The organism is Pseudomonas sp. CG7 (assembly GCF_023701885.1).
Lineage (GTDB): Bacteria > Pseudomonadota > Gammaproteobacteria > Pseudomonadales > Pseudomonadaceae > Aquipseudomonas > Aquipseudomonas zanjanensis.
In genome coordinates this window covers 52,027-77,070 of the sequence record NZ_JABAEE010000028.1, presented here as the reverse complement: position 1 = coordinate 77,070, position 25,044 = coordinate 52,027, and the positions used below count along the sequence as shown (strand labels likewise).

General features: G+C 62.0%; 19 protein-coding genes and 1 pseudogene. 17 read left to right on the top strand and 3 right to left on the bottom strand.

Annotated features, from left to right (window positions below; all coding sequences use genetic code 11):
- Nucleotides 1-320: 320 nt before the first annotated feature.
- The 8 genes from glpD (at nucleotide 321) to HGO40_RS13715 (ending at nucleotide 9,360) form a co-directional block, all read left to right on the top strand.
- A complete protein-coding gene (gene glpD / locus HGO40_RS13750; protein ID WP_250963439.1) occupies nucleotides 321-1,859 on the top strand; it encodes a glycerol-3-phosphate dehydrogenase in 1,539 nt (512 codons plus the stop codon).
- A gap of 449 nt (nucleotides 1,860-2,308) precedes the next feature.
- A complete protein-coding gene (locus HGO40_RS13745; RefSeq protein WP_250963438.1) occupies nucleotides 2,309-3,223 on the top strand; it encodes a glutamate/aspartate ABC transporter substrate-binding protein in 915 nt (304 codons plus the stop codon).
- A gap of 190 nt (nucleotides 3,224-3,413) precedes the next feature.
- Nucleotides 3,414-4,160 (top strand): amino acid ABC transporter permease, encoded by a 747-nt coding sequence (locus HGO40_RS13740; protein WP_053124568.1) that lies wholly within the window; start codon nucleotides 3,414-3,416, stop codon nucleotides 4,158-4,160.
- Nucleotides 4,160-4,831 (top strand): amino acid ABC transporter permease, encoded by a 672-nt coding sequence (locus tag HGO40_RS13735; protein WP_250963437.1) that lies wholly within the window; start codon nucleotides 4,160-4,162, stop codon nucleotides 4,829-4,831. Before HGO40_RS13740 ends, HGO40_RS13735 begins: the two co-directional genes overlap by 1 nt.
- Entirely contained in the window at nucleotides 4,828-5,562 is a 735-nt protein-coding gene (locus HGO40_RS13730) for an amino acid ABC transporter ATP-binding protein (RefSeq protein WP_018614195.1), read from the top strand. Before HGO40_RS13735 ends, HGO40_RS13730 begins: the two co-directional genes overlap by 4 nt.
- A 216-nt stretch (nucleotides 5,563-5,778) precedes the next feature.
- Nucleotides 5,779-7,680, top strand: a complete 1,902-nt coding sequence (aauS, locus tag HGO40_RS13725) for a two-component sensor histidine kinase AauS (protein ID WP_250963436.1) — start codon at nucleotides 5,779-5,781, stop codon at nucleotides 7,678-7,680.
- Nucleotides 7,677-9,005 carry a two-component response regulator AauR gene (aauR, locus tag HGO40_RS13720; RefSeq protein WP_058546102.1) on the top strand — a complete coding sequence of 443 codons (1,329 nt, stop codon included), beginning with the start codon at nucleotides 7,677-7,679 and terminating at the stop codon, nucleotides 9,003-9,005. The genes aauS and aauR overlap by 4 nt, the downstream gene beginning before the upstream one ends.
- Before the next feature lie 25 nt (nucleotides 9,006-9,030).
- Nucleotides 9,031-9,360 (top strand): GlpM family protein, encoded by a 330-nt coding sequence (locus HGO40_RS13715; RefSeq protein WP_187293334.1) that lies wholly within the window; start codon nucleotides 9,031-9,033, stop codon nucleotides 9,358-9,360.
- 9 nt (nucleotides 9,361-9,369) lie between these two features.
- Here HGO40_RS13715 and HGO40_RS13710 read toward each other — a convergent pair whose 3' ends face one another.
- Together HGO40_RS13710 and HGO40_RS13705 are read right to left on the bottom strand one after the other, a co-directional pair.
- Entirely contained in the window at nucleotides 9,370-9,984 is a 615-nt protein-coding gene (locus tag HGO40_RS13710; protein WP_250963435.1) for an NAD(P)-dependent oxidoreductase, read from the bottom strand.
- A 261-nt stretch (nucleotides 9,985-10,245) separates the two neighbouring features.
- Nucleotides 10,246-11,124: an MBL fold metallo-hydrolase gene (locus HGO40_RS13705; RefSeq protein ID WP_250963434.1), complete on the bottom strand. Its 879-nt coding sequence runs from the start codon at nucleotides 11,122-11,124 to the stop codon at nucleotides 10,246-10,248.
- A gap of 113 nt (nucleotides 11,125-11,237) precedes the next feature.
- Here HGO40_RS13705 and HGO40_RS13700 point away from each other — a divergent pair, with 113 nt between their 5' ends.
- The 8 genes from HGO40_RS13700 to HGO40_RS13665 all read left to right on the top strand — a co-directional run bounded on the left by HGO40_RS13700 (nucleotide 11,238) and on the right by HGO40_RS13665 (nucleotide 21,525).
- The gene (locus HGO40_RS13700) at nucleotides 11,238-12,143 is read left to right on the top strand and encodes a LysR family transcriptional regulator (RefSeq protein ID WP_250963433.1); all 906 of its coding nucleotides are present in this window, start codon (nucleotides 11,238-11,240) and stop codon (nucleotides 12,141-12,143) included.
- Nucleotides 12,144-12,388: 245 nt separating this feature from the next.
- Nucleotides 12,389-13,897, top strand: a complete 1,509-nt coding sequence (gcsR, locus tag HGO40_RS13695) for a transcriptional regulator GcsR (RefSeq protein WP_250963432.1) — start codon at nucleotides 12,389-12,391, stop codon at nucleotides 13,895-13,897.
- 429 nt (nucleotides 13,898-14,326) lie between these two features.
- Nucleotides 14,327-14,710, top strand: coding sequence for a glycine cleavage system protein GcvH (gene gcvH, locus HGO40_RS13690; protein WP_250963431.1), 384 nt, complete (start codon nucleotides 14,327-14,329; stop codon nucleotides 14,708-14,710).
- A 10-nt stretch (nucleotides 14,711-14,720) separates the two neighbouring features.
- Entirely contained in the window at nucleotides 14,721-17,570 is a 2,850-nt protein-coding gene (gcvP, locus tag HGO40_RS13685) for an aminomethyl-transferring glycine dehydrogenase (protein ID WP_250963430.1), read from the top strand.
- 232 nt (nucleotides 17,571-17,802) lie between these two features.
- Nucleotides 17,803-19,179 (top strand): L-serine ammonia-lyase, encoded by a 1,377-nt coding sequence (locus HGO40_RS13680; RefSeq protein ID WP_250963429.1) that lies wholly within the window; start codon nucleotides 17,803-17,805, stop codon nucleotides 19,177-19,179.
- A gap of 31 nt (nucleotides 19,180-19,210) precedes the next feature.
- Complete coding sequence (gcvT, locus tag HGO40_RS13675; protein WP_250963428.1) at nucleotides 19,211-20,335, top strand: glycine cleavage system aminomethyltransferase GcvT; 1,125 nt, start codon at nucleotides 19,211-19,213, stop codon at nucleotides 20,333-20,335.
- Between the two features lie 394 nt (nucleotides 20,336-20,729).
- Nucleotides 20,730-20,942: a cold-shock protein gene (locus HGO40_RS13670; protein WP_003175786.1), complete on the top strand. Its 213-nt coding sequence runs from the start codon at nucleotides 20,730-20,732 to the stop codon at nucleotides 20,940-20,942.
- A 94-nt stretch (nucleotides 20,943-21,036) separates the two neighbouring features.
- Nucleotides 21,037-21,525, top strand: coding sequence for an RDD family protein (locus HGO40_RS13665; protein WP_250963427.1), 489 nt, complete (start codon nucleotides 21,037-21,039; stop codon nucleotides 21,523-21,525).
- A 189-nt stretch (nucleotides 21,526-21,714) separates the two neighbouring features.
- On the opposite strand, the pseudogene nadA reads toward HGO40_RS13665, so the two are convergent.
- Nucleotides 21,715-22,773, bottom strand: a pseudogene (gene nadA, locus HGO40_RS13660) (quinolinate synthase NadA).
- 459 nt (nucleotides 22,774-23,232) lie between these two features.
- Here nadA and HGO40_RS13655 point away from each other — a divergent pair.
- On the top strand, nucleotides 23,233-25,041 hold the full coding sequence (locus HGO40_RS13655) for a copper resistance system multicopper oxidase (protein ID WP_250963426.1): 1,809 nt from the start codon (nucleotides 23,233-23,235) through the stop codon (nucleotides 25,039-25,041).
- Nucleotides 25,042-25,044 lie beyond the last annotated feature (3 nt).

Below are 25,044 nucleotides of genomic sequence, written 5' to 3'. Positions count from 1 at the left end.
GATACCGTGCCGGCCACTCTCCCTCGCGGGTGCGGACACACCAGTGATAGCTACGGCCTCTTTCCCCGCGCGCACCCCATCTTAAGCCGAGCACTTGTTTGCTGCGCGACAGCGCAGCGTCGGCGACGCGGCGGGGACTCCCTCGCCACAGAAGCATTCCACAATTCTCTTTTTGTTCGTAAATTTTCCTTTCAGCCGCATTCGATCAGTAATTTCAATCGAATTCGACTGGTCGTGGCTGTGCTTATGGGCTAGTATTTTCGCAAATGAACATTTATGTTCGAATTCAAATATTGTGAAAAAGAACCCGAGGCCAGCCGATGCCCACTTCTACCTTGCCTACGCCCCCTCTCGCCGAGATCTATGACGTCGCCGTCATTGGTGGCGGTATCAATGGCGTGGGGATTGCCACGGACGCTGCCGGTCGCGGTCTTTCGGTGTTCCTTTGCGAAAAGGACGACCTGGCCAGCCATACCTCGTCGGCGAGCAGCAAGCTGATCCACGGCGGCCTGCGCTACCTTGAACATTATGAATTCCGCCTCGTACGCGAAGCCTTGGCCGAGCGTGAGGTGCTGCTGACCACGGCCCCGCACATCGTCAAGCAAATGCGCTTCGTGCTGCCCCACCGCCCGCACCTGCGCCCGGCCTGGATGATTCGCGCCGGCCTGTTCCTCTACGATCACCTGGGCAAACGTGAGCAACTCGCCGGTTCCAGAAGCCTGAAGTTCGGGGCCGACAGCGCACTGAAAAGCGAGATCACCAAAGGCTTCGAATACTCCGACTGTTGGGTCGACGACGCGCGGCTGGTGGTGCTCAATGCCATGGCCGCCCGGGAGAAAGGCGCGCACGTCCACACCCGCACCCGTTGCGTGAATGCCCGTCGCAGCAAAGGTCTGTGGCACTTGCACCTGGAACGCGCCGACGGCAGCCTGTTTTCGATCCACGCCAAAGCGCTGGTCAACGCTGCGGGCCCGTGGGTGGCCAAGTTCATTCGCGATGACCTGAAGCTGGAATCGCCCTACGGCATCCGCCTGATCCAGGGCAGCCACCTGATCGTGCCGAAACTCTACGAAGGCGAGCATGCGCACATTCTGCAAAACGAAGATCAGCGCATCGTCTTCACCATTCCGTACCTGAACCAGTTCACCCTGATCGGTACGACGGATCGCGAATACACCGGCGATCCGGCCAAAGTGGCGATTACCGAAGGCGAAACCGATTACCTGTTGAAAGTGGTCAATGCTCACTTCAAGAAGCAAATCAGCCGCGACGATATCTTGCACAGCTACTCCGGTGTACGTCCGCTGTGCAACGACGAATCCGACAACCCATCGGCCGTGACACGGGACTACACCCTGGCGCTGTCGGGCGGCGGTCAAGAAGCCCCGTTGCTGTCGGTATTCGGCGGCAAGCTGACCACCTATCGCAAACTGGCCGAATCAGCCATGGCGCAACTGGCGCCCTACTTCACACAGATGCGCGGGAGCTGGACCGCCGTGGAAGCCCTCCCCGGCGGGGAAAACATGACCACCCCGCAAGCACTGTGCTCGGCGCTGCGGGACAAATTCGACTGGCTGCCCACCGACATCGCCCGGCGCTGGGCCACCACCTATGGCAGCCGTACCTGGCGCATGCTCGAAGGCGTGCACGCCCTCGGCGATCTGGGCGAGCACATCGGTGCCGGCCTCTACACCCGCGAAATCGATTATCTGTGCAGCGACGAGTGGGCCGTCGATGCCCAGGACATCCTCTGGCGCCGCAGCAAGCTGGGTTTGTTCACCACCCCCGCCGAGCAACAGAAGCTGCAGCAGTACCTGGATAAGGTCGAGCACAATCGCCGCAAGATCGAAGCGGCCTGAGCGATACCCGGCTAAACCCAAGAGCCCCTGAATCCCGCGATTCAGGGGCTTTTTGCATTCTGGAATCCACCACAGAGACCCTGTGGGAGCGAGCTTGCTCGCGATGAGGCCAGCACTTTCAACATCTATGTGACTGACACACCGCTATCGCGAGCAAGCTCGCTCCCACAAGGATCAAAAGCGATCTCTGGGCATTCGGTTTTCCGAACACGACCTACCAGTCAGTTCGGCTAACCGGATAAACCATGCCGCACAAAACCTGAAACAAAACATTAATTAGTTTAAAAAACAAATAGTTATACAGACCAGACTGGCCTGGCACGACTCATGCTCTACACTCCTCGAGACGAATGCCTGTACGCCAACACACCAGGAGCTGCCAGGCATCTCGAAGTACTCAGGGCCGACGAACCGGCCGAAATAAAAAAAACAATGTCGAGGAAACATCGATGCGTATCGTTCCCCATCTCCTGGGCGCAGCCATTGCTGCCGCTCTGATCAGCACGCCGGTTTTCGCAGCCGAACTGACCGGCACACTGAAAAAGATCAAAGAGTCCGGCGTCGTTACGCTTGGGCATCGCGACGCTTCCATTCCGTTCTCCTACATCGCAGACGCTTCCGGCAAGCCGGTCGGCTACTCCCATGACATCCAGCTGAAAGTTGTCGAAACCCTGAAGAAAGAGCTCGACGTACCGAACCTGCAGGTCAAGTACAACCTGGTCACCTCGCAAACTCGTATCCCGCTGGTGCAGAACGGCACCGTGGACCTGGAGTGCGGCTCCACCACCAACAACGTCGAGCGCCAGCAACAAGTCGCCTTCTCCGTTGGCATCTTCGAGATCGGCACCAAGCTGCTGTCCAAGAAAGACTCCAAGTACAAGGATTTCGACGACCTCAAGGGCAAGAACGTCGTGACCACCGCCGGCACCACGTCCGAGCGCATCCTCAAGGCCATGAACGCCGACAAGCAGATGGGCATGAACGTCATCTCCGCCAAGGACCACGGCGAATCCTTCCAGATGCTGGAATCGGGTCGTGCCGTCGCGTTCATGATGGACGACGCCCTGCTGGCTGGCGAAGCCGCCAAGGCCAAGAAGGCCGATGACTGGGCCGTCACCGGCACCCCACAGTCCTACGAAATCTACGGCTGCATGATGCGCAAGGGCGACGAGCCGTTCAAAAAGGTTGTCGATGACGCCATCAAGGCCACCTACGCTTCGGGCGAGATCAACAAGATCTACGAAAAATGGTTCATGCAACCGATCCCGCCAAAAGGCCTGAACCTCAACTTCCCGATGAGCGACGAACTCAAGGCACTGATCGCCACGCCGACCGATAAAGCGGCTGACGACAAGAAATCCTGATTTCTGACTAACCTTATCTCCTGAAGGGGCCCGGCCCTTTCAGGGGATGGTCACTCCCTGCTGGCAAATCTGGAAACACTCGAACCGGTGGCTGTCGAGCCGATCGCGTGTGCCTGGCCTCCAAGCCGGGCGGGAACGGAGCTTCCCCAGGCGGGCATTTGTATATCGAACGATCTGAGGGGAGACCCTAATGAATTACAACTGGGACTGGGGCGTGTTCTTCAAGTCCACCGGCGTGGGCAGCGAGATTTATCTCGACTGGTACGTGGCCGGCCTGGGCTGGACCATCGCCATCGCCGTCGTCGCCTGGATCATCGCCCTGTTGCTGGGTTCGATCCTGGGTGTAATGCGTACCGTACCGAACCGGCTGGTGTCGGGTATCGCCACGTGCTACGTAGAGCTTTTCCGTAACGTGCCCCTGCTGGTTCAGCTGTTCATCTGGTACTTCCTGGTACCGGACCTGCTGCCCGCCGATATGCAGGAGTGGTACAAGCAGGACCTGAACCCGACCACCTCGGCCTACCTGAGCGTCGTCGTGTGCCTGGGCCTGTTCACCGCCGCGCGGGTCTGCGAACAGGTACGCACCGGCATCCAGGCGCTGCCGCGCGGCCAGGAATCCGCCGCCCGCGCCATGGGTTTCAAGCTGCCGCAGATCTACTGGAACGTGCTGCTGCCCCAGGCCTACCGGATCATCATTCCGCCGCTTACCTCGGAATTCCTCAACGTCTTCAAGAACTCCTCCGTGGCCTCGCTGATCGGCTTGATGGAACTGCTCGCGCAGACCAAGCAGACCGCCGAGTTCTCGGCCAACCTGTTCGAAGCCTTTACCCTGGCGACGCTGATCTACTTCACCCTGAACATGAGCCTGATGCTGCTCATGCGCATGGTCGAGAAGAAAGTCGCGGTGCCCGGCCTGATCTCCGTGGGGGGTAAATAATGGAATTCGACTTCACTGGCATCATCCCGGCCATTCCCGGCTTGTGGAACGGCATGGTGATGACCCTCAAGCTGATGGCCCTGGGTGTCGTCGGCGGGATCATCCTGGGGACGATCCTGGCGCTGATGCGCCTGTCCCACAACAAGCTGGTCTCCAATATCGCTGGCGCCTACGTCAACTATTTCCGCTCGATCCCGCTGCTGCTGGTCATCACCTGGTTCTACCTGGCGGTGCCGTTCGTGCTGCGCTGGATCTCCGGCGAAGACACGCCGATCGGTGCGTTCGGCTCCTGCGTCGTGGCGTTCATGATGTTCGAGGCGGCGTACTTCTGCGAATGCGTGCGGGCCGGCGTGCAGTCGATCCCCAAGGGCCAGATGGGCGCGGCACAGGCACTGGGCAGGAACTATGGCCAGGTCATGCGCCTGATCATCCTGCCCCAGGCGTTCCGCAAGATGACCCCGCTGTTGCTGCAACAGAGCATCATCCTGTTTCAGGACACCTCGCTGGTCTACACGGTCGGCCTGGTGGACTTCCTCAATGCTTCGCGGGCCAATGGCGACATCATCGGCCGCTCCAATGAGTTCCTGATCATCGCAGGTCTCGTGTACTTCACAATCAGCTTTGCCGCCTCGCTGCTGGTCAAGCGTCTGCAAAAAAGGTTCGCCGTATGATCTCTATCAAGAACATCAACAAGTGGTATGGGGACTTCCAGGTACTGACCAATTGCAGCACCGAGGTCAGCAAGGGTGAGGTTGTGGTGGTGTGCGGGCCGTCGGGTTCGGGCAAGTCCACGCTGATCAAGTGCGTGAACGCCCTGGAGCCGTTCCAGAAGGGCGACATCGTGGTCGATGGCACGTCCATCGCCGACCCGAAGACCAACCTGCCGAAACTGCGTTCGCGCGTGGGCATGGTGTTCCAGCACTTCGAACTGTTCCCGCACCTGACCATCACCGAGAACCTGACCATCGCGCAGATCAAGGTGCTGGGCCGCAGCAAGGAAGAAGCCACCAAGAAAGGCCTGCAATTGCTTGAGCGCGTGGGTCTCTCGGCCCACGCCCACAAGCACCCGGGCCAGCTCTCCGGCGGCCAGCAGCAGCGCGTGGCGATTGCCCGTGCGCTGGCGATGGACCCGGTGGTGATGCTGTTCGACGAACCGACCTCGGCCCTTGACCCGGAAATGGTCAACGAAGTGCTCGACGTGATGGTGCAACTGGCCCACGAAGGCATGACCATGATGTGCGTGACCCACGAAATGGGCTTCGCCCGCAAAGTGGCGAACCGGGTGATCTTCATGGACCAGGGCCAGATCATCGAGGACTGCCCGAAAGAAGAGTTCTTCGGCGACATCAGCGCCCGCTCCGAACGTGCGCAGCATTTCCTTGAGAAAATCCTGCAGCACTAAAGCGTCGCCTTCTTTAGGCGCGCTGATCCTTGTGGCGAGGGAGCTTGCTCCCGCTGGGTCGCGCAGCGGCCCCAAAACCGGCAAATGCAATGTATCTGGCATACCGCATGAACCGTTTTGCGACTGCTTCGCAGCCGAGCGGGAGCAAGCTCCCTCGCCACAGGACCGCGTTCGAAGGACGACCGCCGCCACACTGGTTGACCCAAGGCTACTGTGATGAAATGCGACCCCACCCTTTATCGCGCCGCGCCGCCATCACTCGCCGTGAAACCCCGCCTGATCCGCCATCTGTTCCTGCCGCCGCTGGTCATTGCGTTGATGATCGGCCTGGGTTACCTCGGCTTCTGGATCAGCGAGCACTACGGCGTACGTGGCCTCGCCGAGAATGGCGAGCGCCAGTTGGAACTGCACGCCCGTGCGGTCGAGAGCGAGATCAGCAAGTACACCTACCTGCCCAGCCTGCTGGAGCTTGAGTCGAGCGTCTCGCAACTGCTCGACGACCCGACGCCCGAGCATCGCAAGACCGTCAACGAATACCTCGAAGGCCTGAACCGCCGCAGTCGCAGCCGGGCCATCTACGTGATGGACACCACCGGCCGGGTGATGGCCACCAGCAACTGGCGTGATGTCGACAGTTACCTGGGCGAAGACCTGTCCTTCCGCGCCTACTTCCAGAACGCCGTGCGCGGCCAGCCGGGACGGTTCTATGGCATCGGCAGCACCAATGGCGAGCCCGGCTACTACCTCGCCCACGGCCTGGAACAACAGGGCAAGATCATCGGCGTCGCCGTGGTCAAGGTACGCCTCGAAGCCATGGAGGAGCGCTGGCAGCGGGCGCGGCTGGAGGCGGTCGTCAGTGATGAAAACGGCATCATCATCCTGTCCAGCGACCCGGCGCGACGGCTCAAGTCGGTGCGCCCCCTGAGCGACGAGACCAAGGACCGCCTGGCCCGCAGCCTGCAATATTATTGGTTCCCTTTGAACGAGCTGGTGCCCCTGGCCCGGGAACGCCTGGCCGAAGGCATGGAGAAGCTGACCTTCCCGGCCAACACCGAACTGGTGTCCGACGAGCGCGCCATCAGCTACTTGTCGCAAACCCGGCCCTTGAGCGATACCCCGTGGAATTTCACCCTGCTGACGCCCCTTGAAGACCTGCGTCGCCAGGCGATCAACCAAGGCATCCTGGTGGCCGTGGCCTTCGCCCTGGTGGCGTTCCTGCTGATCGCCTGGAACGAACGGCGCAAGGTCATCGCCACCCGCCTCGCCGCCCGGGAAGCCTTGCAGGAAGCCAACAACCAGCTCGAGCGTCGGATTACCGAACGCACCACCGACCTGCGTGCCAGCAACGAACGACTCAAGGGCCAGATCCGCGAGCGACGCCAGGCCGAAGAGACCTTGCGCCGGGCCCAGGACGAACTGGTCCAGGCCGGAAAACTGGCGGCCATCGGCCAGATGTCCACCAGTATTGCCCATGAACTCAACCAGCCGCTGGCGGCGTTGCGCACTTTGTCCGGCAACACCGTACGTTTCCTGGAGCGCGGCCAACTGGACATCGCCAGCACCAACCTCAAGACCATCAATGAATTGATCGACCGCATGGGCCGGATCACCGCCAGCCTGCGGGCCTTTGCCCGCCGCGGCGATGACCAGGGCCGAGCGAGCCTGGGCAAGGCCGTCGAAGCTGCCTTGCAACTGCTGGGCGGACGCCTGGAAAACCTGGACATCCAGATCCACAGCGGTTTCGATGACGTCCAATTGCAAATCGACCAGACCCGCCTGGAACAGATCCTGGTGAACCTGGTCGGCAATGCCCTGGACGCCATGCAGACGCAACCCGAGCCGAAACTGTGGCTCGAAGGCCAGGCCGCCGACGGTAAATATCGCTTGCGGGTGCGCGACAATGGCCACGGCATCGATCCTGAAGCCCGCAAGCATTTGTTCGAACCGTTCTTCACCACCAAGCCTGGCGAACAAGGCCTGGGCCTGGGCCTGACGCTCTCGGCGAGCCTGGCCGCCGCCGCGGGTGGGCACCTGGGCGTCGAGTACCCGCTCGAGCGTGGCACCACGTTTGTCCTCACCCTACCGTTGGTGAACCCTTCACCTGCCGAGCCGCTATGAACCACGACCTGAGCGTACTGATCGTCGAAGACGACCCCCACGTCCTGCTGGGCTGCCAGCAGGCCTTGAGCCTGGAAGACATTCCCTGCATCGGCGTCGGCAGCGCCGAAGAGGCGCTGGAGCGGGTCGACGATAACTTTGCCGGCATCGTCATCAGCGACATTCGCCTGCCGGGCATCGACGGCCTGGAACTGCTGACCCGCCTAAAGGCGCGGGACCGCAGCCTGCCGGTGGTGCTGATCACCGGCCATGGCGACATTTCCATGGCCGTGGGCGCCATGCAAAAAGGCGCCTATGACTTCATGGAGAAGCCCTTCTCTCCTGAACGCTTGGTGGATGTCGCCCGCCGCGCCCTGGAGCAGCGCAGCCTGGCCCGGGAAGTGTCATCGCTGCGGCGGCAACTGGCCGAACGCGATTCCCTGGAAGGCCGGATCATTGGTCGCTCGCCGGCCATGCAACACCTGCGAGCGCTGATCGCCAACGTCGCCGACACCTCGGCCAACGTGCTGATCGAAGGCGAAACCGGCACCGGCAAGGAACTGGTCGCCCGCTGCCTGCATGATTTCAGTCGGCGCCACGACAAGCAGTTCGTCGCACTGAACTGCGGCGGCCTGCCGGAGAACCTGTTCGAAAGCGAGATTTTCGGCCACGAGGCCAATGCCTTCACCGGTGCCGGCAAGCGCCGGATCGGCAAGATCGAGCACGCCGATGGCGGCACACTGTTCCTCGATGAAGTGGAGAGCATGCCCCTGCCCTTGCAGATCAAGTTGCTGCGCGTGTTGCAGGAACGCACCCTCGAACGCCTGGGTTCGAACCAGAGCGTGGCCGTGGATTGCCGGGTGATCGCCGCCACCAAGTCCGACCTGGACGAAATGGGCCGCTCCGGGCAGTTCCGCAGCGACCTGTATTACCGCCTCAACGTGGTGACCCTGGAGCTGCCACCCCTGCGCGAGCGGCGCGAAGACATCCTGCAACTGTTCGAGCATTTCCTCCAGCAGTCGTCCCTGCGCTTCGACCGCACGGTGCCGGAGCTGGACAACCAGACCCTGTCGAACCTGATGAGCCATGATTGGCCGGGCAACGTGCGCGAGCTGCGCAACGTCGCCGAGCGCTACGCCTTGGGCCTGCCGGCCTTCAAGCGCTCCGGCGCCAGCGGTGGCAGCCAGGGCCTGGCCTTCGCCGAAGCGGTGGAAGCCTTCGAACGCAACCTGCTGGTGGACGCCCTGCAACGCAGCGGTGGCAACCTGACCCAGGCCAGCCAGGAACTGGGCATGGCCAAGACCACGCTGTTCGACAAAGTCAAAAAATATGGCCTGAGCCACTGACCTGGGATGTGAACCTGTGGATCTGATTTTCAAGGCGGCGCTGGGTGCCGCCGTAGTGGTCATCCTGGCGATGCTCGCCAAGACCAGGAATTACTACATCGCCGGGTTGGTGCCGCTGTTCCCCACCTTCGCCCTGATCGCCCACTACATCGTCGGCAAGGGCCGCTCGGTGGACGACCTGAAGACCACCATCGTGTTTGGCATGTGGTCGATCATTCCGTACTTCGTCTATCTCGCAACGCTGTACGTGATGGTCGACCGCATGCGCCTCGAGGCCTCATTGGCCGTGGCAGCCGTCGCCTGGCTGATGGCGGCGACGGTGCTGGTCAGCGTCTGGGTGCGGCTTCACGGCTGATCCCTGTGATCAATAACCGACGGTAAACCGCTTTTGCGAAAACTGCGGCGTTTCCACTTCATCGATCATCGCGATGGCGTAATCGGCGAAGCTGATCCAACTGCGCCCGGTGTCATCAAACAGCAGGTGGTCCTTACCCACTCGGAACTGCCCGGTGCGCTCGGTGTCAACGAACTCCGCCGAAGGCGAGAGGAAGGTCCAGTCCAAGTCCTGTTCCTTGCGCAGCACATCCAGGAACACGGCACCGGCGCTGGCTTCGGCCAGGTATTCCTCGGGAAAACCGTCACTGTCGATCACCCGGCTGTTATCCGGCAGCAGCAACGAACCAGCCCCGCCGACCACCAGCAGGCGCTTGACCCCGGCGGCCTTCAGCGGTGCGATGATTTTATCGGCCGGCACGGTGGCAAAGTGCGCGGCACTGATCACCACGTCGTGGCCAGCGATGGCCGCAGTCAATGCCTCGCTGTCCAATACATCCAGCTGTTTGCTGACCACCCCGGCCCTTTCGCCGATTTTCGCGGTGTTGCGGGCAATGGCCGTCACGCTGTGACCACGGCGAAGGGCCTCTTCCAACAGCTGGCTACCCGCACGCCCGGTGGCGCCGATGATTGCGATTTTGCTCATGGTGTTCTCCGTTGATTACACAAGATGCTACTGAAGCAGTTGCTTGAATATTTCCAAGTGACATGAGCCTTTATGGCTTGAAATGAAGCCCTTGTGGCGAGGGAGCTTGCTCCCGCTCGGCTGCGCAGCAGTCGCAAAAATGCTCATGCGGTGTGCCAGTCACGACTCATTGGCTGGTATTGGGGCCGCTGCGCAGCCCAGCGGGAGCAAGCTCCCTCGCCACAAAGCGCATCAGCCCAGCCTCATCGCTGTCTCAATACCTCACCACTTCATCTCGCCTTTTGCCACCTTGGCACTCAGTTCCAGGGAACTGTCTTCACCCAAGTTCGGATAGCGTAGTTTCATGGCCGCGATCAGCGCGGCGGAATCCTTGGTCTTGGCGGTTTCTTCATCGAAGGCCTTGATGTAACCGGCAGTGAATGTCACCGGGGCCAGGGAACGGGCGCTTTCGCCCAGGTAATGGCCGGGAATGACCGTGGCCGGTTGCAGCTTTTCAATGTGATCCAGCGTCGCCAACCAATCCTTGTGAGACTTCGGCGTCTGGGTGTCGGCCATCCACACATGAATATTCTCGGCCACCACGACACCGCCAACCACCGCCTTGATCGATGGAATCCAGACGAAACTGCGGTCCGGTTGTGGACCATCGAGGCCGACGATCTGCAGGCGCTGGCCTTCCAGGGTCAGGCTGTCGCCCTTTAGCACCTGGGGCACGATGGCCTTGGTGGGTGCATCGGTCTTCAGGATCGGCCCCCAATATTTCAGCATGCCGTCGAGGGGGTGCTTGATGTGTTCGACGGTCGGCGCCGACGCCAGCACCTTGGCCTCGGGGAACGCGGCGGTGAGGGTTTCCAAGCCAAAATAGTAGTCAGGATCGCCATGGCTGATATAGATCGTGGTCAGCCGTTTGCCACTGGCGCGGATTTTCTCCACCACCTGCTCGGCCTGGGTCTTGCCGAACTGGGCGTCCACCAGAATCGCCTCTTTCTCACCACTGACCAACACCGACGTCACTGGAAAAACCGCCGCCGCACCGGGGTTGTAGACGTCGAGCGTCAAATCGGCGGCCCAGCCCTGGGCAGTGAAGGCCAGGGCGGCGGTGGCCAGCAGCAGGCGCTTGAGTGGGATAAATCCGGTCATGGTGTGCTCCGTTGTCCAAAACCCGTCAGGGGAATGAGACTGAGCTTAGTTGCCTGACTCGTTACAAAAAATGCGATGCTGGGACATAGTTTGTTTCTGAAAGCGGGCAAATCATGGATCGTCTACAAGCAATGCGGGTGTTCGTCACGGTGGTCGACCTCGGTAGCCAGTCAGCGGCGGCCGAGCACCTGGACCTGTCGCGGCCGGTGGTGTCGCGCTACCTGGCAGAGCTGGAAGACTGGGTCGGTGCCCGGCTGATGCACCGCACCACGCGCAAACTGAGCCTGACCGCCGCCGGCACGGAGATCCTGCCGCGCTGCCGGCAGATGCTGGAGTTGTCCGGCGACATGCAAGCCGCCGTCGGCACCCCGGACGACGCGCCCCGGGGCATGTTGCGCATCAGTGCCAGCACTTCGTTCGGCCAGGCCCAACTGGCGAGCGCCATGGCCGAATACGTCAAGCGCTACCCAGGGGTGAGCGTCGACCTGCAGATGCTCGACCGCACCGTCAACCTGGTGGATGAACGCATCGACCTGGCGATCCGCATGAGCAATGACCTGGACCCGAACCTGATCGCACGCCGCCTTACCGTCTGCCGCTCGGTGATCTGCGCGTCGCCGCGGTATCTGCGTGAGCACTCGACACCGCTGCGCGTGGAAGACCTGAGCCGGCACAACTGCCTGACCCATTCCTACGTCGGCAAGAGCCTGTGGCACTTCGAGCAGGACGGCGAGCCGGTCGCGGTGCCGGTGCAAGGCAATATCAGCGCCAACGAAGCCAGCACCTTGCTCCAGGCCACGATAGCCGGCGCGGGCGTGGCGATGCTGCCCAGCTACCAGGCTGGCCCGCATATCCAGAGCGGTGAACTGGTGCGCCTGCTGGGCCACGCCGAACCGCGCCGGATGAACATGTACGCGGTGTACGCCTCACGCAAGCACATGCCGTGGGCGTTGCGCAGCCTGCTGGATTTTCTGGTGCTGAAGTTTCCTGAGACGCCTGAGTGGGATGTGGGATTGTAGCGCCCCTCTGCGCAAGCCTTTGTGGGAGCCTTTGTGGGAGCCTTTGTGGGAGCCTTTGTGGGAGCGAGCTTGCTCGCGATAGCGGAGTGTCAGCCAACCTTTATTGACTGATACACCGCTATCGCGAGCAAGCTCGCTCCCACAGGGGATCTCGGTGCAGCCTCAAGGCTGCGTCGGGATTTCACCCACAGCCCGCCCCAAGGCATACTGGCCACCCTCCGCACTCCAGAACCCTAACCCGCCCCATGCGTATCCACGTCAGTTTCATCGACCGCGTCGGCATCACCCAGGAAGTCCTGGCCTTGCTCGGTGGGCGCAATCTCAATCTGGATGCCGTGGAGATGGTGCCGCCCAACGTCTACATCGACGCCCCGACCCTCAGCCCGCAAGTGCTCGACGAGTTGCGCGAGGCGCTGTTCAGCGTGCGCGGCGTGCAGGCCGTCACCGTGGTGGACATCCTGCCGGGCCAGCGTCGGCACTTGCAGCTCGATGCCTTGCTCGCCGCCATGACCGACCCGGTGCTGGCCCTGGACAGCGCCGGCAAGGTGTTGCTGGCCAACCCGGCGCTGATTGCCCTGTACGGGCGTGAACCGGCCGGGGAAAGCGTGGCCGAGCTGTTCGGTGACGAGGCATTGCTCGGCGCCCTGCTGGAGAACGGTTTCCGCTTGCCGCTGCGGGAAATCACCCTCAACGGCCAGACCTTGCTGCTGGACGCCACGCCTATCACCGATGCCGGCGCGCTGCTGACGCTCTATCAGCCCAACCGCATCGGTGAACGCCTCTCGGCCTTGCATCATGACCACGCCGAAGGTTTCGACGCGCTACTGGGCGAATCCCCGGCGATCCGCACCCTCAAGGCCAGGGCCCAGCGCGTCGCGGCCCTGGATGCACCGTTGCTGATCCAGGGCGAAACCGGCACCGGCAAGGAACTGGTGGCCCGGGCTTGCCACGCCATCAGCGCCCGACACAGCGCACCGTTCCTGGCCCTGAACTGCGCCGCGCTGCCGGAGAACCTGGCCGAAAGCGAATTGTTCGGCTACGCCCCCGGCGCCTTCACCGGGGCACAACGGGGCGGCAAGCCAGGGCTGATGGAACTGGCGAACCAGGGCACGGTGTTCCTCGATGAAATCGGCGAGATGTCGCCGTACCTGCAAGCCAAGCTGCTGCGTTTCCTGAACGATGGCAGCTTCCGCCGGGTGGGCGGCGACCGGGAAATCAAGGTCAATGTGCGGATCCTCAGCGCCACCCACCGCAACCTGGAGAAAATGGTCAGCGAAGGCTCGTTCCGCGAAGCCCTGTTTTATCGCCTGAACGTGCTCAACGTCGAAGTGCCGCCGCTGCGTGAGCGCGGCCAGGACATCCTGCTGCTGGCGCGTTATTTCATGCAGCAGGCCTGCGCGCAGATCCAGCGCCCGGTCTGCCGCCTCGCTCCCGGCACGTATCCGGCACTGTTGGGCAACCGCTGGCCGGGCAACGTGCGGCAATTGCAGAACGTGATCTTCCGCGCCGCCGCCATCTGCGAAAGCAGCCTGGTGGACATCGGCGACCTCGACATCGCCGGCACCTCGGTGGCGCGCCAAGGTGATGTGGAAGTCGAGAGCCTGGAACAGGCTGTGGAAAGCTTCGAGAAGCACCTGCTTGAAAGTTTGTATGCCAACTACCCGTCCACCCGCCAGTTGGCCAGCCGCCTGCAGACCTCCCATACCGCGATTGCCCATCGGTTGCGCAAGTACGGTATTTCCGGGAAGCCATAAACCCGCCGCAGTTCCCCTGTGGGAGCGAGCTTGCTCGCGATAGCGGTGTGTCAGTCACCCTATGGTTGACTGGGCTAGCGTCATCGCGAGCAAGCTCGCTCCCACAGGTGTCTTGTGTTGCATTCGAAAGTAGGGTCAAAAACGACCTCCACTGTACTGAAAGCGCTACAGCGGAACGATATCGCTACACACCGCGCTAACCTGCATGGTGCAAGGCTTTGATCCCACAACGATTTTTTCCAGGCTTGCAGCTGTAGCGATTTCGCTACAGCCAAGCTAATCCACGTCTCGACACATCCACCCAAACCATTGATATATCAGCTATTAATGATATTGGCCGCATTCTTGCTATGGGTATAACCATTCGGCCGGACCAAGCCCCGCGCCTTTCTTCGCGTCCACCAGACGAATCTGGCCCCAGGAGTTTCCATGAGCGAGTTGCGTTTCACTGAAGATCACGAATGGCTGCGCGCCGAAGTCGACGGCAGCGTCACCGTAGGCATCACCGCTTTCGCGCAGAACGCATTGGGCGACGTGGTTTTTGTGCAACTGCCTGAATTGCAGGCCTACGAAAAAGGCGCCGAAGCCTCCACCGTGGAGTCGGTCAAGGCCGCCAGCGGCGTGTACATGCCCCTGGACGGTGAAGTGCTCGAAGTGAACGACAAACTCGACGCCAGCCCGGAACTGGTCAACGAAGATCCGCTGGGCGAAGGCTGGTTCTTCCGCTTTAAACCGACCGACGCCGGCGCAGTGGCTAAGCTGTTGGATCAAGATGCCTACGATCGCCTGATCAAAGCCAACGCCGAAGCCTGAGGAGCGCACCATGACCGTTAATCTCGGCACCGCCAACGAATTCATCGCCCGCCACATCCGCCCGCGTGCAGGCGACGAGCAAGCCATGCTCGAACGCCTGGGCTACGACTCCCTGGAAGCCTTGAGCGCCAGCGTCATCCCGGAAAGCATCAAGGGCACCAGCGTGCTGGACATGGGCGACGGCCAGAGCGAAGCCGATGCACTGGCCTCGATCAAGGCCATCGCCGGCAAGAACCAACTGTTCAAGACCTACATCGGCCAGGGCTACTACAACTGCCACACGCCGGCGCCGATCCTGCGCAACCTGCTGGAAAACCCGGCCTGGTACACCGCCTACACCCCGTACCAGCCAGAAATCTCCCAGGGCCGTCTCGACGCGCTGCTGAACTTCCAGCCCCTGATCAGCGACCTCACTGGTCTGCCGCTCGCCCACGCCTCCTTGTTGGACGAAGCCACGGCCGCCGCCGAAGCCATGACCTTCTGCAAGCGTCTGAGCAAGAACAAGGGCAGCAATGCGTTCTTCGCCTCCGTGCACAGCCACCCGCAAACCCTCGACGTGCTTCGCACCCGTGCCGAGCCCCTGGGCATCGATGTGGTGGTGGGCGATGAGCGCGAACTGAGCGACGTCAGCGGCTTCTTTGGCGCGCTGTTGCAATACCCGGCCAGCAACGGCGACCTGTTCGACTACCGCGAACTGACCGAACGCTTCCACGCCGCCAACGCCCTGGTGGCCGTCGCCGCTGACCTGCTGGCCCTGCCCCTGCTGACGCCTCCGGGCGAATTCGGCGCCGACGTCGCCATCGGCAGCGCCCAGCGCTTCGGCGTGCCGCTGGGCTTCGGCGGCCCACACGCGGCCTATTTCTCCACCAAGGATGCGTTCAAGCGCGACATGCCGGGCCGTCTGGTCGGCGTTTCCGTGGACCGTTTCGGCAAGCCGGCCCTGCGCCTGGCGATGCAGACCCGCGAACAACACATCCGCCGCGAGAAAGCCACCAGCAACATCTGCACCGCCCAAGTGTTGCTGGCCAACATCGCCAGCATGTACGCCGTTTATCATGGCCCCAAGGGCCTGGTGCAGATTGCCAATCGCATCCATCACCTGACCGCAATCCTTGCCAAGGGCCTGGGCGCGCTGGGCCTGAAGGTAGAGCAGGAAAGCTTCTTCGACACCCTGACCCTGCACACCGGCGCGCAAACCGCCGTCCTGCACGACAAGGCCCGTGCCCAGCGCATCAACCTGCGTGTGGTGGACGCGCAACGCCTGGGCCTGTCCCTGGACGAGACCACCAACCAGGCTGACATTGAAGCACTGTGGAACCTATTGGCCGACGGCAAGGCCCTGCCAGACTTCGCCGCACTGGCCGCCAACGTGCAAAGCCGCATCCCGACCGAGCTGGTGCGCCAATCGGCGATCCTCAGCCACCCGGTGTTCAACCGCTACCACTCCGAAACCGAGCTGATGCGTTACCTGCGCAAGCTCGCCGACAAGGACCTGGCCCTGGATCGCACCATGATCCCGCTGGGTTCCTGCACCATGAAACTCAACGCCGCCAGCGAAATGATCCCGGTGACCTGGGCCGAGTTCGGCGCCCTGCACCCGTTCGCCCCGGCCGAGCAAAGCGCGGGTTACCAGCAACTGACCGACGAGCTGGAAGCCATGCTCTGCGCCGCCACCGGCTATGACGCGGTGTCGCTGCAACCCAACGCCGGCTCCCAGGGTGAATACGCCGGCCTGCTGGCGATCCGCGCCTATCACCAGAGCCGTGGCGAAGGCCGTCGCGACATCTGCCTGATCCCCTCCTCGGCCCACGGCACCAACCCGGCCACCGCCAACATGGCCGGCATGCGCGTGGTCGTGACCGCTTGCGATGCCCGTGGCAACGTCGACATCGAAGACCTGCGCGCCAAGGCCATCGAGCACCGCGAACCCCTCGCCGCGCTGATGATCACCTACCCGTCCACCCACGGTGTGTTCGAAGAAGGCATCCGCGAAATCTGCGGCATCATTCATGACAACGGCGGCCAGGTGTATATCGACGGCGCCAACATGAACGCCATGGTCGGCCTCTGCGCCCCGGGCAAGTTCGGCGGCGACGTGTCGCACCTGAACCTGCACAAGACCTTCTGCATCCCTCACGGCGGTGGCGGCCCGGGCGTCGGCCCGATTGGCGTCAAGTCCCACCTGGCGCCGTTCCTGCCGGGCCATGCCAACATGGAACGCAAGGAAGGCGCGGTGTGCGCGGCGCCGTTCGGCAGCGCGAGCATCCTGCCCATCACCTGGATGTACATCCGCATGATGGGCGGCGCCGGCCTCAAGCGCGCCTCGCAACTGGCGATCCTCAATGCCAACTACATCGCCCGTCGCCTGGAAGAGCACTACCCGGTGCTCTATTCCGGCAGCAACGGTCTGGTGGCCCACGAATGCATCCTCGACCTGCGTCCGCTCAAGGACAGCAGCGGCATCAGCGTCGATGATGTGGCCAAGCGCCTGATCGACTTCGGTTTCCACGCCCCGACCATGTCGTTCCCGGTGGCCGGCACGTTGATGATCGAGCCGACCGAAAGCGAATCCAAGGAAGAGCTGGACCGCTTCTGCGACGCCATGATCTGCATCCGCGAAGAAATCCGCGCGGTGGAAAACGGCAGCCTGGACAAAGACGACAACCCGCTCAAGAACGCCCCGCACACCGCGGCGGAACTGGTCGGCGACTGGACTCACCCGTACAGCCGCGAACAGGCGGTGTACCCGGTGGCGTCGTTGATCGAAGGCAAGTACTGGCCGCCCGTGGGCCGGGTCGACAACGTGTTTGGCGACCGCAACCTGGTTTGCGCCTGTCCGTCGATCGAAAGCTACGCTTGATCTGTGAAGGGGCGGGGTTACTCGCCCCTATCAGACACACCGCATCCCTTGTGAAAGCATTTTCTCAAGGAAACCACAGTCCCTGTGGGAGCGAGCTTGCTCGCGATAGCGGGTTGTCACTCAGCACTCAGGTGACTGTCACACCGCAATCGCGAGCAAGCTCGCTCCCACAAGGGGAATGTGCCAAGCCTTGTAAACCGTCGATCTCATAAAAAGAAACCGGAGAAACACCATGTCGTTAAGCGTGTTCGACCTGTTCAAGATCGGTATCGGTCCTTCCAGCTCCCATACCGTCGGCCCGATGCGTGCCGCTGCCCGTTTTGTCGAGGGGCTGCGCCGTGACGATCTGCTTGAAAGCATTACCAGCGTCAAGGTCGAGCTCTATGGCTCGCTCGGGGCCACCGGCAAGGGCCACGGCAGTGACAAGGCCGTGTTGCTGGGCCTGGAGGGCGAGCACCCCGACACCGTGGACACCGAGACGGTGAACGCCCGGCTCCAGGAGATCCGCAGCAACGGTCGCCTGAACCTGCTCGGCGAACGCTCCATCGAATTCAATGAAAAGCTGCACTTGGCGATGATCCGCAAGCCGCTGGCCTTTCACCCCAACGGCATGATCTTCCGCGCCTTCGATGCCGCCGGGCTGCAAGTGCGCAGCCGCGAGTACTACTCGGTCGGTGGCGGCTTTGTCGTGGATGAAGACGCCGCCGGTGCCGACCGCATCGTCGAAGACGCCACGCCCCTGACCTTCCCGTTCAAGAGTGCCAAGGACCTGCTGGGCCATTGCAGCACCTATGGCCTGTCCATCAGCCAGGTGATGCTGACCAACGAAAGCGCCTGGCGCCCCGAAGCCGAGACCCGCGCCGGCCTGCTGAAGATCTGGCAGGTGATGCAGGACTGCGTGGCGGCGGGCTGTCGCAACGAAGGGATTCTGCCGGGCGGGCTGAAGGTCAAGCGCCGGGCCGCGGCGTTGCACCGCCAGTTATGCAAGAACCCCGAAGCCGCCCTGCGCGATCCGCTGTCGGTGTTGGACTGGGTCAACCTGTACGCCTTGGCCGTCAACGAAGAAAACGCCTATGGCGGTCGCGTTGTCACCGCGCCTACCAATGGCGCGGCAGGCATCGTTCCGGCCGTACTGCATTACTACATGCGCTTCATCCCCGGGGCCAGCGAGGACGGCGTGGTGCGCTTCCTGCTGACCGCCGCCGCCATCGGCATCCTCTACAAGGACACCGCCTCCATCTCCGGCGCCGAAGTCGGTTGCCAGGGTGAAGTGGGCGTGGCCTGTTCCATGGCCGCCGGTGCCTTGTGCGAAGTGCTCGGCGGCACCGTGCAGCAAGTGGAAAACGCCGCCGAGATCGGCATGGAACACAACCTCGGCCTGACCTGCGACCCGATCGGCGGCCTGGTGCAAGTGCCGTGCATCGAACGCAACGCCATGGGTTCGGTGAAGGCCATCAACGCGGTGCGCATGGCCATGCGCGGCGACGGGCATCACTTCGTCTCCCTCGACAAAGTCATCCGCACCATGCGCCAGACCGGCGCCGACATGAAAAGCAAATACAAGGAGACCGCCCGCGGCGGTCTGGCGGTCAACATCATCGAATGCTGACGCGCGTCATTTTCATTTTCCAGGAGTTGATATGTCCACCGAACAACTGTTGAAAACCCCGCTGCACGCCCTGCACCTCGAACTCGGCGCCCGCATGGTGCCGTTCGCCGGCTACGACATGCCGGTACAGTACCCATTGGGCGTGATGAAGGAACACCAGCACACCCGCGATCAGGCCGGGTTGTTCGACGTGTCCCACATGGGCCAGATCCGCTTGACCGGCGCAGGTGCTGCCAAGGCCCTGGAAACCCTGGTGCCGGTGGACATCATCGAACTGCCGGTGGGCATGCAGCGCTACGCCATGTTCACCAACGACAACGGCGGCATCCTCGACGACCTGATGGTCGCCAACCTGGGCAATGACGAACTGTTCCTGGTGGTCAACGCCGCCTGCAAGGATCAGGACCTGGCTCACCTGCAAGGGAAAATCGGCGACCAGTGCAGCATCGAGCCGCTGTTCGAAACCCGTGCCCTGCTCGCCCTGCATGGCCCGGCCGCCGTCACCGTGCTCGGTCGCCTGGCCCCGGACGTGGCGAAAATGACTTTCATGCAGTTCCAGCGCGTCACGCTGTTGGGCGTGGACTGCCTTGTCAGCCGTTCGGGCTACACCGGTGAAGACGGTTTCGAAATCTCGGTACCCGCCGCCGACGCGGAAAAACTCGCCCGCGCCCTGCTGGCCGAGCCGGAAGTCGCGGCCATCGGCCTTGGCGCCCGTGATTCCCTGCGCCTGGAAGCTGGCTTGTGCCTCTACGGCCACGACATGAACACCGAGACGACACCAATCGAAGCCAGCCTGCTGTGGGCGATTTCCAAAGTGCGTCGTGCCGGCGGCGCCCGCGCCGGTGGTTTCCCCGGGGCCGAGACCGTGTTCGCCCAACAACAGGGCGGCGTGAGCCGCAAACGCGTCGGCCTGCTGCCCCAGGAACGCACACCGGTGCGTGAAGGTGCGGAGATTGTCAACGAAGCCGGCGAGATTATCGGCACTGTGTGCAGCGGCGGTTTCGGCCCGACCTTGGGCGCGCCGTTGGCGATGGGTTACCTGGACAGCGCCTATGTAGCGTTGGATACGCCGGTCTGGGCCATCGTGCGTGGGAAAAAGGTGCCTTTGCTTGTAAGCAAAATGCCATTCGTTCCACAGCGCTACTACCGCGGCTGATTGGTTGTTTCTATAAGTAACGCGATTGCGTTATACGTGCACTAATGTGTAACGCAATCGCCATAAAAAGGTGCATATCTTTAGAGGTGATGGATCTTTATAACGTGGGCAAACAATTGAACTAGCCTATCGAATAAGCCCCGCTCCGCAAGCGGCGTAAATGCTGGCAAGCTGAGCAAATACAGGGCCTTCCGGGGGGTTGTTTTTTCATTCGAAGTTGGCGTAGAGTTTGGTCACTGTGTTTGCATGGGTCGCTTGGAATCGTGACCTGGGCAGTAGCTTATGAAGTTCGCTACATCCCGTTCGACGTCTCTTACTTTCCTGCAACCCAGCCCCAGTACTCTTTCATGTGAAAGAGGCTGTCATCAATTTTAGCGTCAAAGGAAATAAGAAAATGTCTCAACGTCAGAGCGGTACCGTCAAGTGGTTCAATGACGAGAAGGGTTTTGGTTTTATCACACCTGAAAGCGGTCCGGATCTGTTCGTGCATTTCCGTGCCATCCAGGGCAACGGCTTCAAGAGCCTGAAAGAAGGCCAGAAAGTCACTTTCGTTGCCGTGCAAGGCCAGAAAGGCATGCAGGCTGACGAGGTTCAAGCCGAAGCCTAAGGCTTTCGCGAACTAAAAAGCCCCTGATTGATATCAGGGGCTTTTTTATGGGCGTAAATCCGTAAAATGGCTTCTTTTTTCAGCCGAGGCCGTCATGCCGAAACACCTGCTCACTCCCCAGGGCGACTTTCCTCCCGCCGGCCTGGGCCGTCGCCTGGCTGCGATGTTTTATGACTTCTTGCTGTGCACGGCGCTGCTGATCGTGACCAGCGGTGCCTACAAGATGATCCAGATGGCGATCATCGGCGAAGAAAAAATGCGCGCCCTGACCGAAGCCGGTGCCCTGGACGGCGATCCGCTGCTGTCCACCGTGCTGCTGTTCATGCTGTTCGGCTTCTTCGCCAAGTTCTGGACCCACAACGGCCAGACCCTGGGCATGCAGGTGTGGTGCATCCGTGTGCAGAATGCCGATGGCACCGCCATCAGCCTGTGGCAGGCGCTGTTGCGGTTCGTGGTGTCGATTGCGTCAGTGCTGCTGGTGGGGCTGGGCTTTATCTGGGCGCTGTTCGACAAGCGCCAGCGCAGCTGGCATGACATCTACTCGGATACGCAGCTGGTGCGGATTCCCAAGAAAACCAAATAAAGGTCATCGAACAAGACAGACTGAAATGCACTTGTGGCGAGGGGATTTATCCCCGCTGGGGCGCGAAGCGCGCCCCATTTGGGCATCCCGACACTCCGTGGTGTCAGGTTTTAGGGCCGCTTCGCGGCCCAGCGGGGATAAATCCCCTCGCCACAGGAAGCCCCGCAAGCCTGAAGATATTCTTCAGCTTCAGGCATTGCCCGCCAGCTTCATCCGCGCCGCCTGGGTGAAGTCCAGCATGCGCTTGAGCGGGCGAATCGCCTGGGGGATCAGCGCCGGGTCGACGAAGATCTCGTTGGCGCCTTCCTGCAAGCTCTAGAGGGTCCGTTCCAGGGTATTCATCGCCATCCATGGGCAGTGTGCGCAACTGCGACATGCCGCGCCGTTACCGGCAGTAGGGGCCTCGATGAAGACCTTGTCCGGGCACAACTGCTGCATCTTGTAGAAAATGCCGCGGTCGGTGGCGACGCTCAGCGTCTTGTTCGGCAGGGTCTGGGCCGCGGCGATCAACTGGCTGGTGGAACCCACCGCATCCGCCAGCTCGATCACCGAGGTCGGCGACTCCGGGTGCACCAAGATCGCGGCGTCCGGGGACAACGCCTTCATGTCTTCCAACTGCTTGGACTTGAACTCTTCATGGACGATACAGGCACCGTCCCAGAGCAGCATATCGGCGCCGGTCTTGCGCTGGATGTAGGTGCCCAGGTGCTTGTCCGGCCCCCAGATGATCGTCTCGCCGTTGTCCATCAGGCTTTCGACGATTTCCAGCGCGCAACTGGACGTCACCACCCAGTCGGCACGGGCCTTGACCGCCGCCGAGGTGTTGGCATACACCACCACGGTGCGCTCCGGATGCTGGTCGCAGAACGCCGAGAATTCGTCCACCGGGCAACCCAGGTCCAGGGAGCAGGTGGCCTCCAGGGTCGGCATCAACACGCGTTTTTCGGGGTTGAGGATCTTGGCGGTCTCGCCCATGAACTTGACCCCGGCCACCACCACGGTCTTGGCCGGATGGGCATTGCCGAAGCGGGCCATTTCCAGGGAATCGGAGACACAGCCCCCGGTCTCCTCGGCCAGGGCCTGGATGATCGGGTCACAGTAGAAGTGCGCGACCAGCACCGCGTCCTGAGCCTTGAGCTCAGCGGCGATGGCGGCGCGGTACCAGGCCTCTTGCTCGGCGGTCAGCGGCTTGGGCTGCTTGGCGTCGAGGTGGGCCTGGACCAGAAGGCGTTCGGAAATTTGCGTCATGTTCGCAAGACCTGCAAGCGCGTTTAGCGCGAAAGTCGAGTATACACCCGGCTCCGGACCACTCGGGTACCGCCGGGAAAGTGGGTATCAATCAGGCACGGGACAGCGTGAAGCCGGCAAGGCTACAGAATATCCCGTCGATGCAAAAGATCATTCTGACCTGTGCCCGGCCACAGAGCCGGATGCGCTCCACTGTGGCGAGGGAGCTTGCTCCCGCTGGGCTGCGAAGCGGCCCCAAAAAGGCCGGGAACAACAGACTGGCAGATAGGATGGCAGATCTCGGGGCCGCTTCGCGGCCCAGCGGGAGCAAGCTCCCTCGCCACAAAAGCGCCCCGGTATTCACGTCCGGCAAGCTGACTGAAATGTAATCACCCGCTCCGCCGGCTTATGTCATCTTCTTTTCAACGCAACACAGGGGAACCGGTGTTCGCTGCGAATCGACGGACGGACTTTCATTCCATGCAAACAAAAACTTCCCGGCGAACCTTCGTAAAGGGCCTGACTGCTGGCGGCATCCTCGGCGGCCTTGGCTTGTGGCGTGCGCCGGTCTGGGCAGTCACCGGCTCGGGCCTGCCCAGCGTACTGACAGGCACCGAGTTCGACCTGTTCTTCGGCGAAAGCCCGGTCAATTTCACCGGCAGCCCCCGCCCCGCCCAGACCATCAACGGTGGCAGCCCCGGCCCGCTGTTGCGCTGGCGTGAAGGCGACACCGTGACCCTGCGGGTACGCAATCGCTTGGAGGACACCACCTCCATCCATTGGCACGGCATCCTGCTGCCGGCCAACATGGACGGCGTTCCGGGGCTGAGTTTCAAGGGCATCGAGCCTGGCGGCATGTACGTGTATCAGTTCAAGGTCCGGCAGAACGGCACCTACTGGTACCACAGCCATTCCGGTTTCCAGGAACAGTCCGGGGTCTACGGCCCGCTGGTGATTGATGCCAGGGAACCCGAACCCTTCCAGTACGAACGGGACTATGTGGTGATGCTCACCGACTGGACCGACGAAGACCCTGGCGCCCTCCTGCGCAAGCTCAAGAAACAGTCGGACTACTACAACTACAACAAACGCACCGTTGGCGACTTCATCGACGATGTGGGCAAGAACGGCTGGGCCAGCACCGTGGCCGATCGCAAGATGTGGGCCGAGATGAAGATGAACCCCACTGACCTGGCTGACGTCAGTGGCGCCACCTACACCTACCTCATGAACGGCCAGGCGCCGGACATGAACTGGACCGGCCTGTTCAAGCCTGGCGAACGTCTGCGCCTGCGCTTTATCAACGGCTCGTCCATGAGCTATTTCGACGTGCGCATTCCCGGCTTGAAGATGACCGTGGTGGCGTCCGACGGCCAATACGTCAAGCCGGTGAGCGTCGATGAGTTGCGGATCGCCGTGGCGGAAACCTATGACGTCATTGTCGAACCGACCCAAGAGGCTTACACCCTGTTCGCCCAGTCCATGGACCGCACGGGGTATGCCCGTGGCACCCTCGCGGCCAGGGCCGGGTTGTCGGCGCCGGTGCCGCCCCTGGACCCACGCCCCTTGGTGACCATGGACGACATGGGCATGGCGGGCATGGACCACAGCGGCATGGGCGAAATGAAAGGCATGGACCATGACTCGATGCAGGGCATGGCGGGGATGGACGACAGCGCGATGCAAGGCATGGATCACAGCCAGATGCAGGGCATGGGTGACATGGCCGGTATGGATCACAGTGCCATGCGGGGCATGGACAACATGCTCGCGCACCCCGACACCGAGAAAGACAATCCCCTGGTGGACATGCAGGCCATGAACGCCAAGCCCAAGCTCGATGACCCGGGCATGGGGCTGCGCGATAACGGCCGCAAAGTGCTGACCTACGCCGACCTGCGCAGCACCTTCCCTGACCCCGACGGCCGCGAGCCGGGCCGCACGATCGAGCTGCACCTGACCGGGCACATGGAGAAGTTCGCCTGGTCGTTCAACGGCGTGAAATTCTCCGACGCCGCACCGCTGCTGCTCAAGTACGGCGAGCGACTGCGCATCGTGCTGATCAACGACACCATGATGACCCACCCCATCCACCTGCACGGCATGTGGAGCGACCTGGAGGATGAGAACGGCCAGTTCATGGTCCGCAAGCACACCATCGACGTGCCACCGGGCGCCCGGCGCAGCTACCGGGTCACCGCCGATGCGCTCGGGCGCTGGGCGTATCACTGCCATCTGCTGTATCACATGGAGATGGGCATGTTCCGTGAAGTTCGGGTGCAGGAATGAGGA

Coding starts and splice junctions, on each gene's coding strand:
- glpD (WP_250963439.1), top strand. CDS start 321: ATGCCCACTTCTACCTTGCCTACGCCCCCTCTCGCCGAGATCTATGAC.
- HGO40_RS13745 (WP_250963438.1), top strand. CDS start 2,309: ATGCGTATCGTTCCCCATCTCCTGGGCGCAGCCATTGCTGCCGCTCTG.
- HGO40_RS13740 (WP_053124568.1), top strand. CDS start 3,414: ATGAATTACAACTGGGACTGGGGCGTGTTCTTCAAGTCCACCGGCGTG.
- HGO40_RS13735 (WP_250963437.1), top strand. CDS start 4,160: ATGGAATTCGACTTCACTGGCATCATCCCGGCCATTCCCGGCTTGTGG.
- HGO40_RS13730 (WP_018614195.1), top strand. CDS start 4,828: ATGATCTCTATCAAGAACATCAACAAGTGGTATGGGGACTTCCAGGTA.
- aauS (WP_250963436.1), top strand. CDS start 5,779: ATGAAATGCGACCCCACCCTTTATCGCGCCGCGCCGCCATCACTCGCC.
- aauR (WP_058546102.1), top strand. CDS start 7,677: ATGAACCACGACCTGAGCGTACTGATCGTCGAAGACGACCCCCACGTC.
- HGO40_RS13710 (WP_250963435.1), bottom strand. CDS start 9,984: ATGAGCAAAATCGCAATCATCGGCGCCACCGGGCGTGCGGGTAGCCAG.
- HGO40_RS13705 (WP_250963434.1), bottom strand. CDS start 11,124: ATGACCGGATTTATCCCACTCAAGCGCCTGCTGCTGGCCACCGCCGCC.
- HGO40_RS13700 (WP_250963433.1), top strand. CDS start 11,238: ATGGATCGTCTACAAGCAATGCGGGTGTTCGTCACGGTGGTCGACCTC.
- gcsR (WP_250963432.1), top strand. CDS start 12,389: ATGCGTATCCACGTCAGTTTCATCGACCGCGTCGGCATCACCCAGGAA.
- gcvH (WP_250963431.1), top strand. CDS start 14,327: ATGAGCGAGTTGCGTTTCACTGAAGATCACGAATGGCTGCGCGCCGAA.
- gcvP (WP_250963430.1), top strand. CDS start 14,721: ATGACCGTTAATCTCGGCACCGCCAACGAATTCATCGCCCGCCACATC.
- HGO40_RS13680 (WP_250963429.1), top strand. CDS start 17,803: ATGTCGTTAAGCGTGTTCGACCTGTTCAAGATCGGTATCGGTCCTTCC.
- gcvT (WP_250963428.1), top strand. CDS start 19,211: ATGTCCACCGAACAACTGTTGAAAACCCCGCTGCACGCCCTGCACCTC.
- HGO40_RS13670 (WP_003175786.1), top strand. CDS start 20,730: ATGTCTCAACGTCAGAGCGGTACCGTCAAGTGGTTCAATGACGAGAAG.
- HGO40_RS13665 (WP_250963427.1), top strand. CDS start 21,037: ATGCCGAAACACCTGCTCACTCCCCAGGGCGACTTTCCTCCCGCCGGC.
- HGO40_RS13655 (WP_250963426.1), top strand. CDS start 23,233: ATGCAAACAAAAACTTCCCGGCGAACCTTCGTAAAGGGCCTGACTGCT.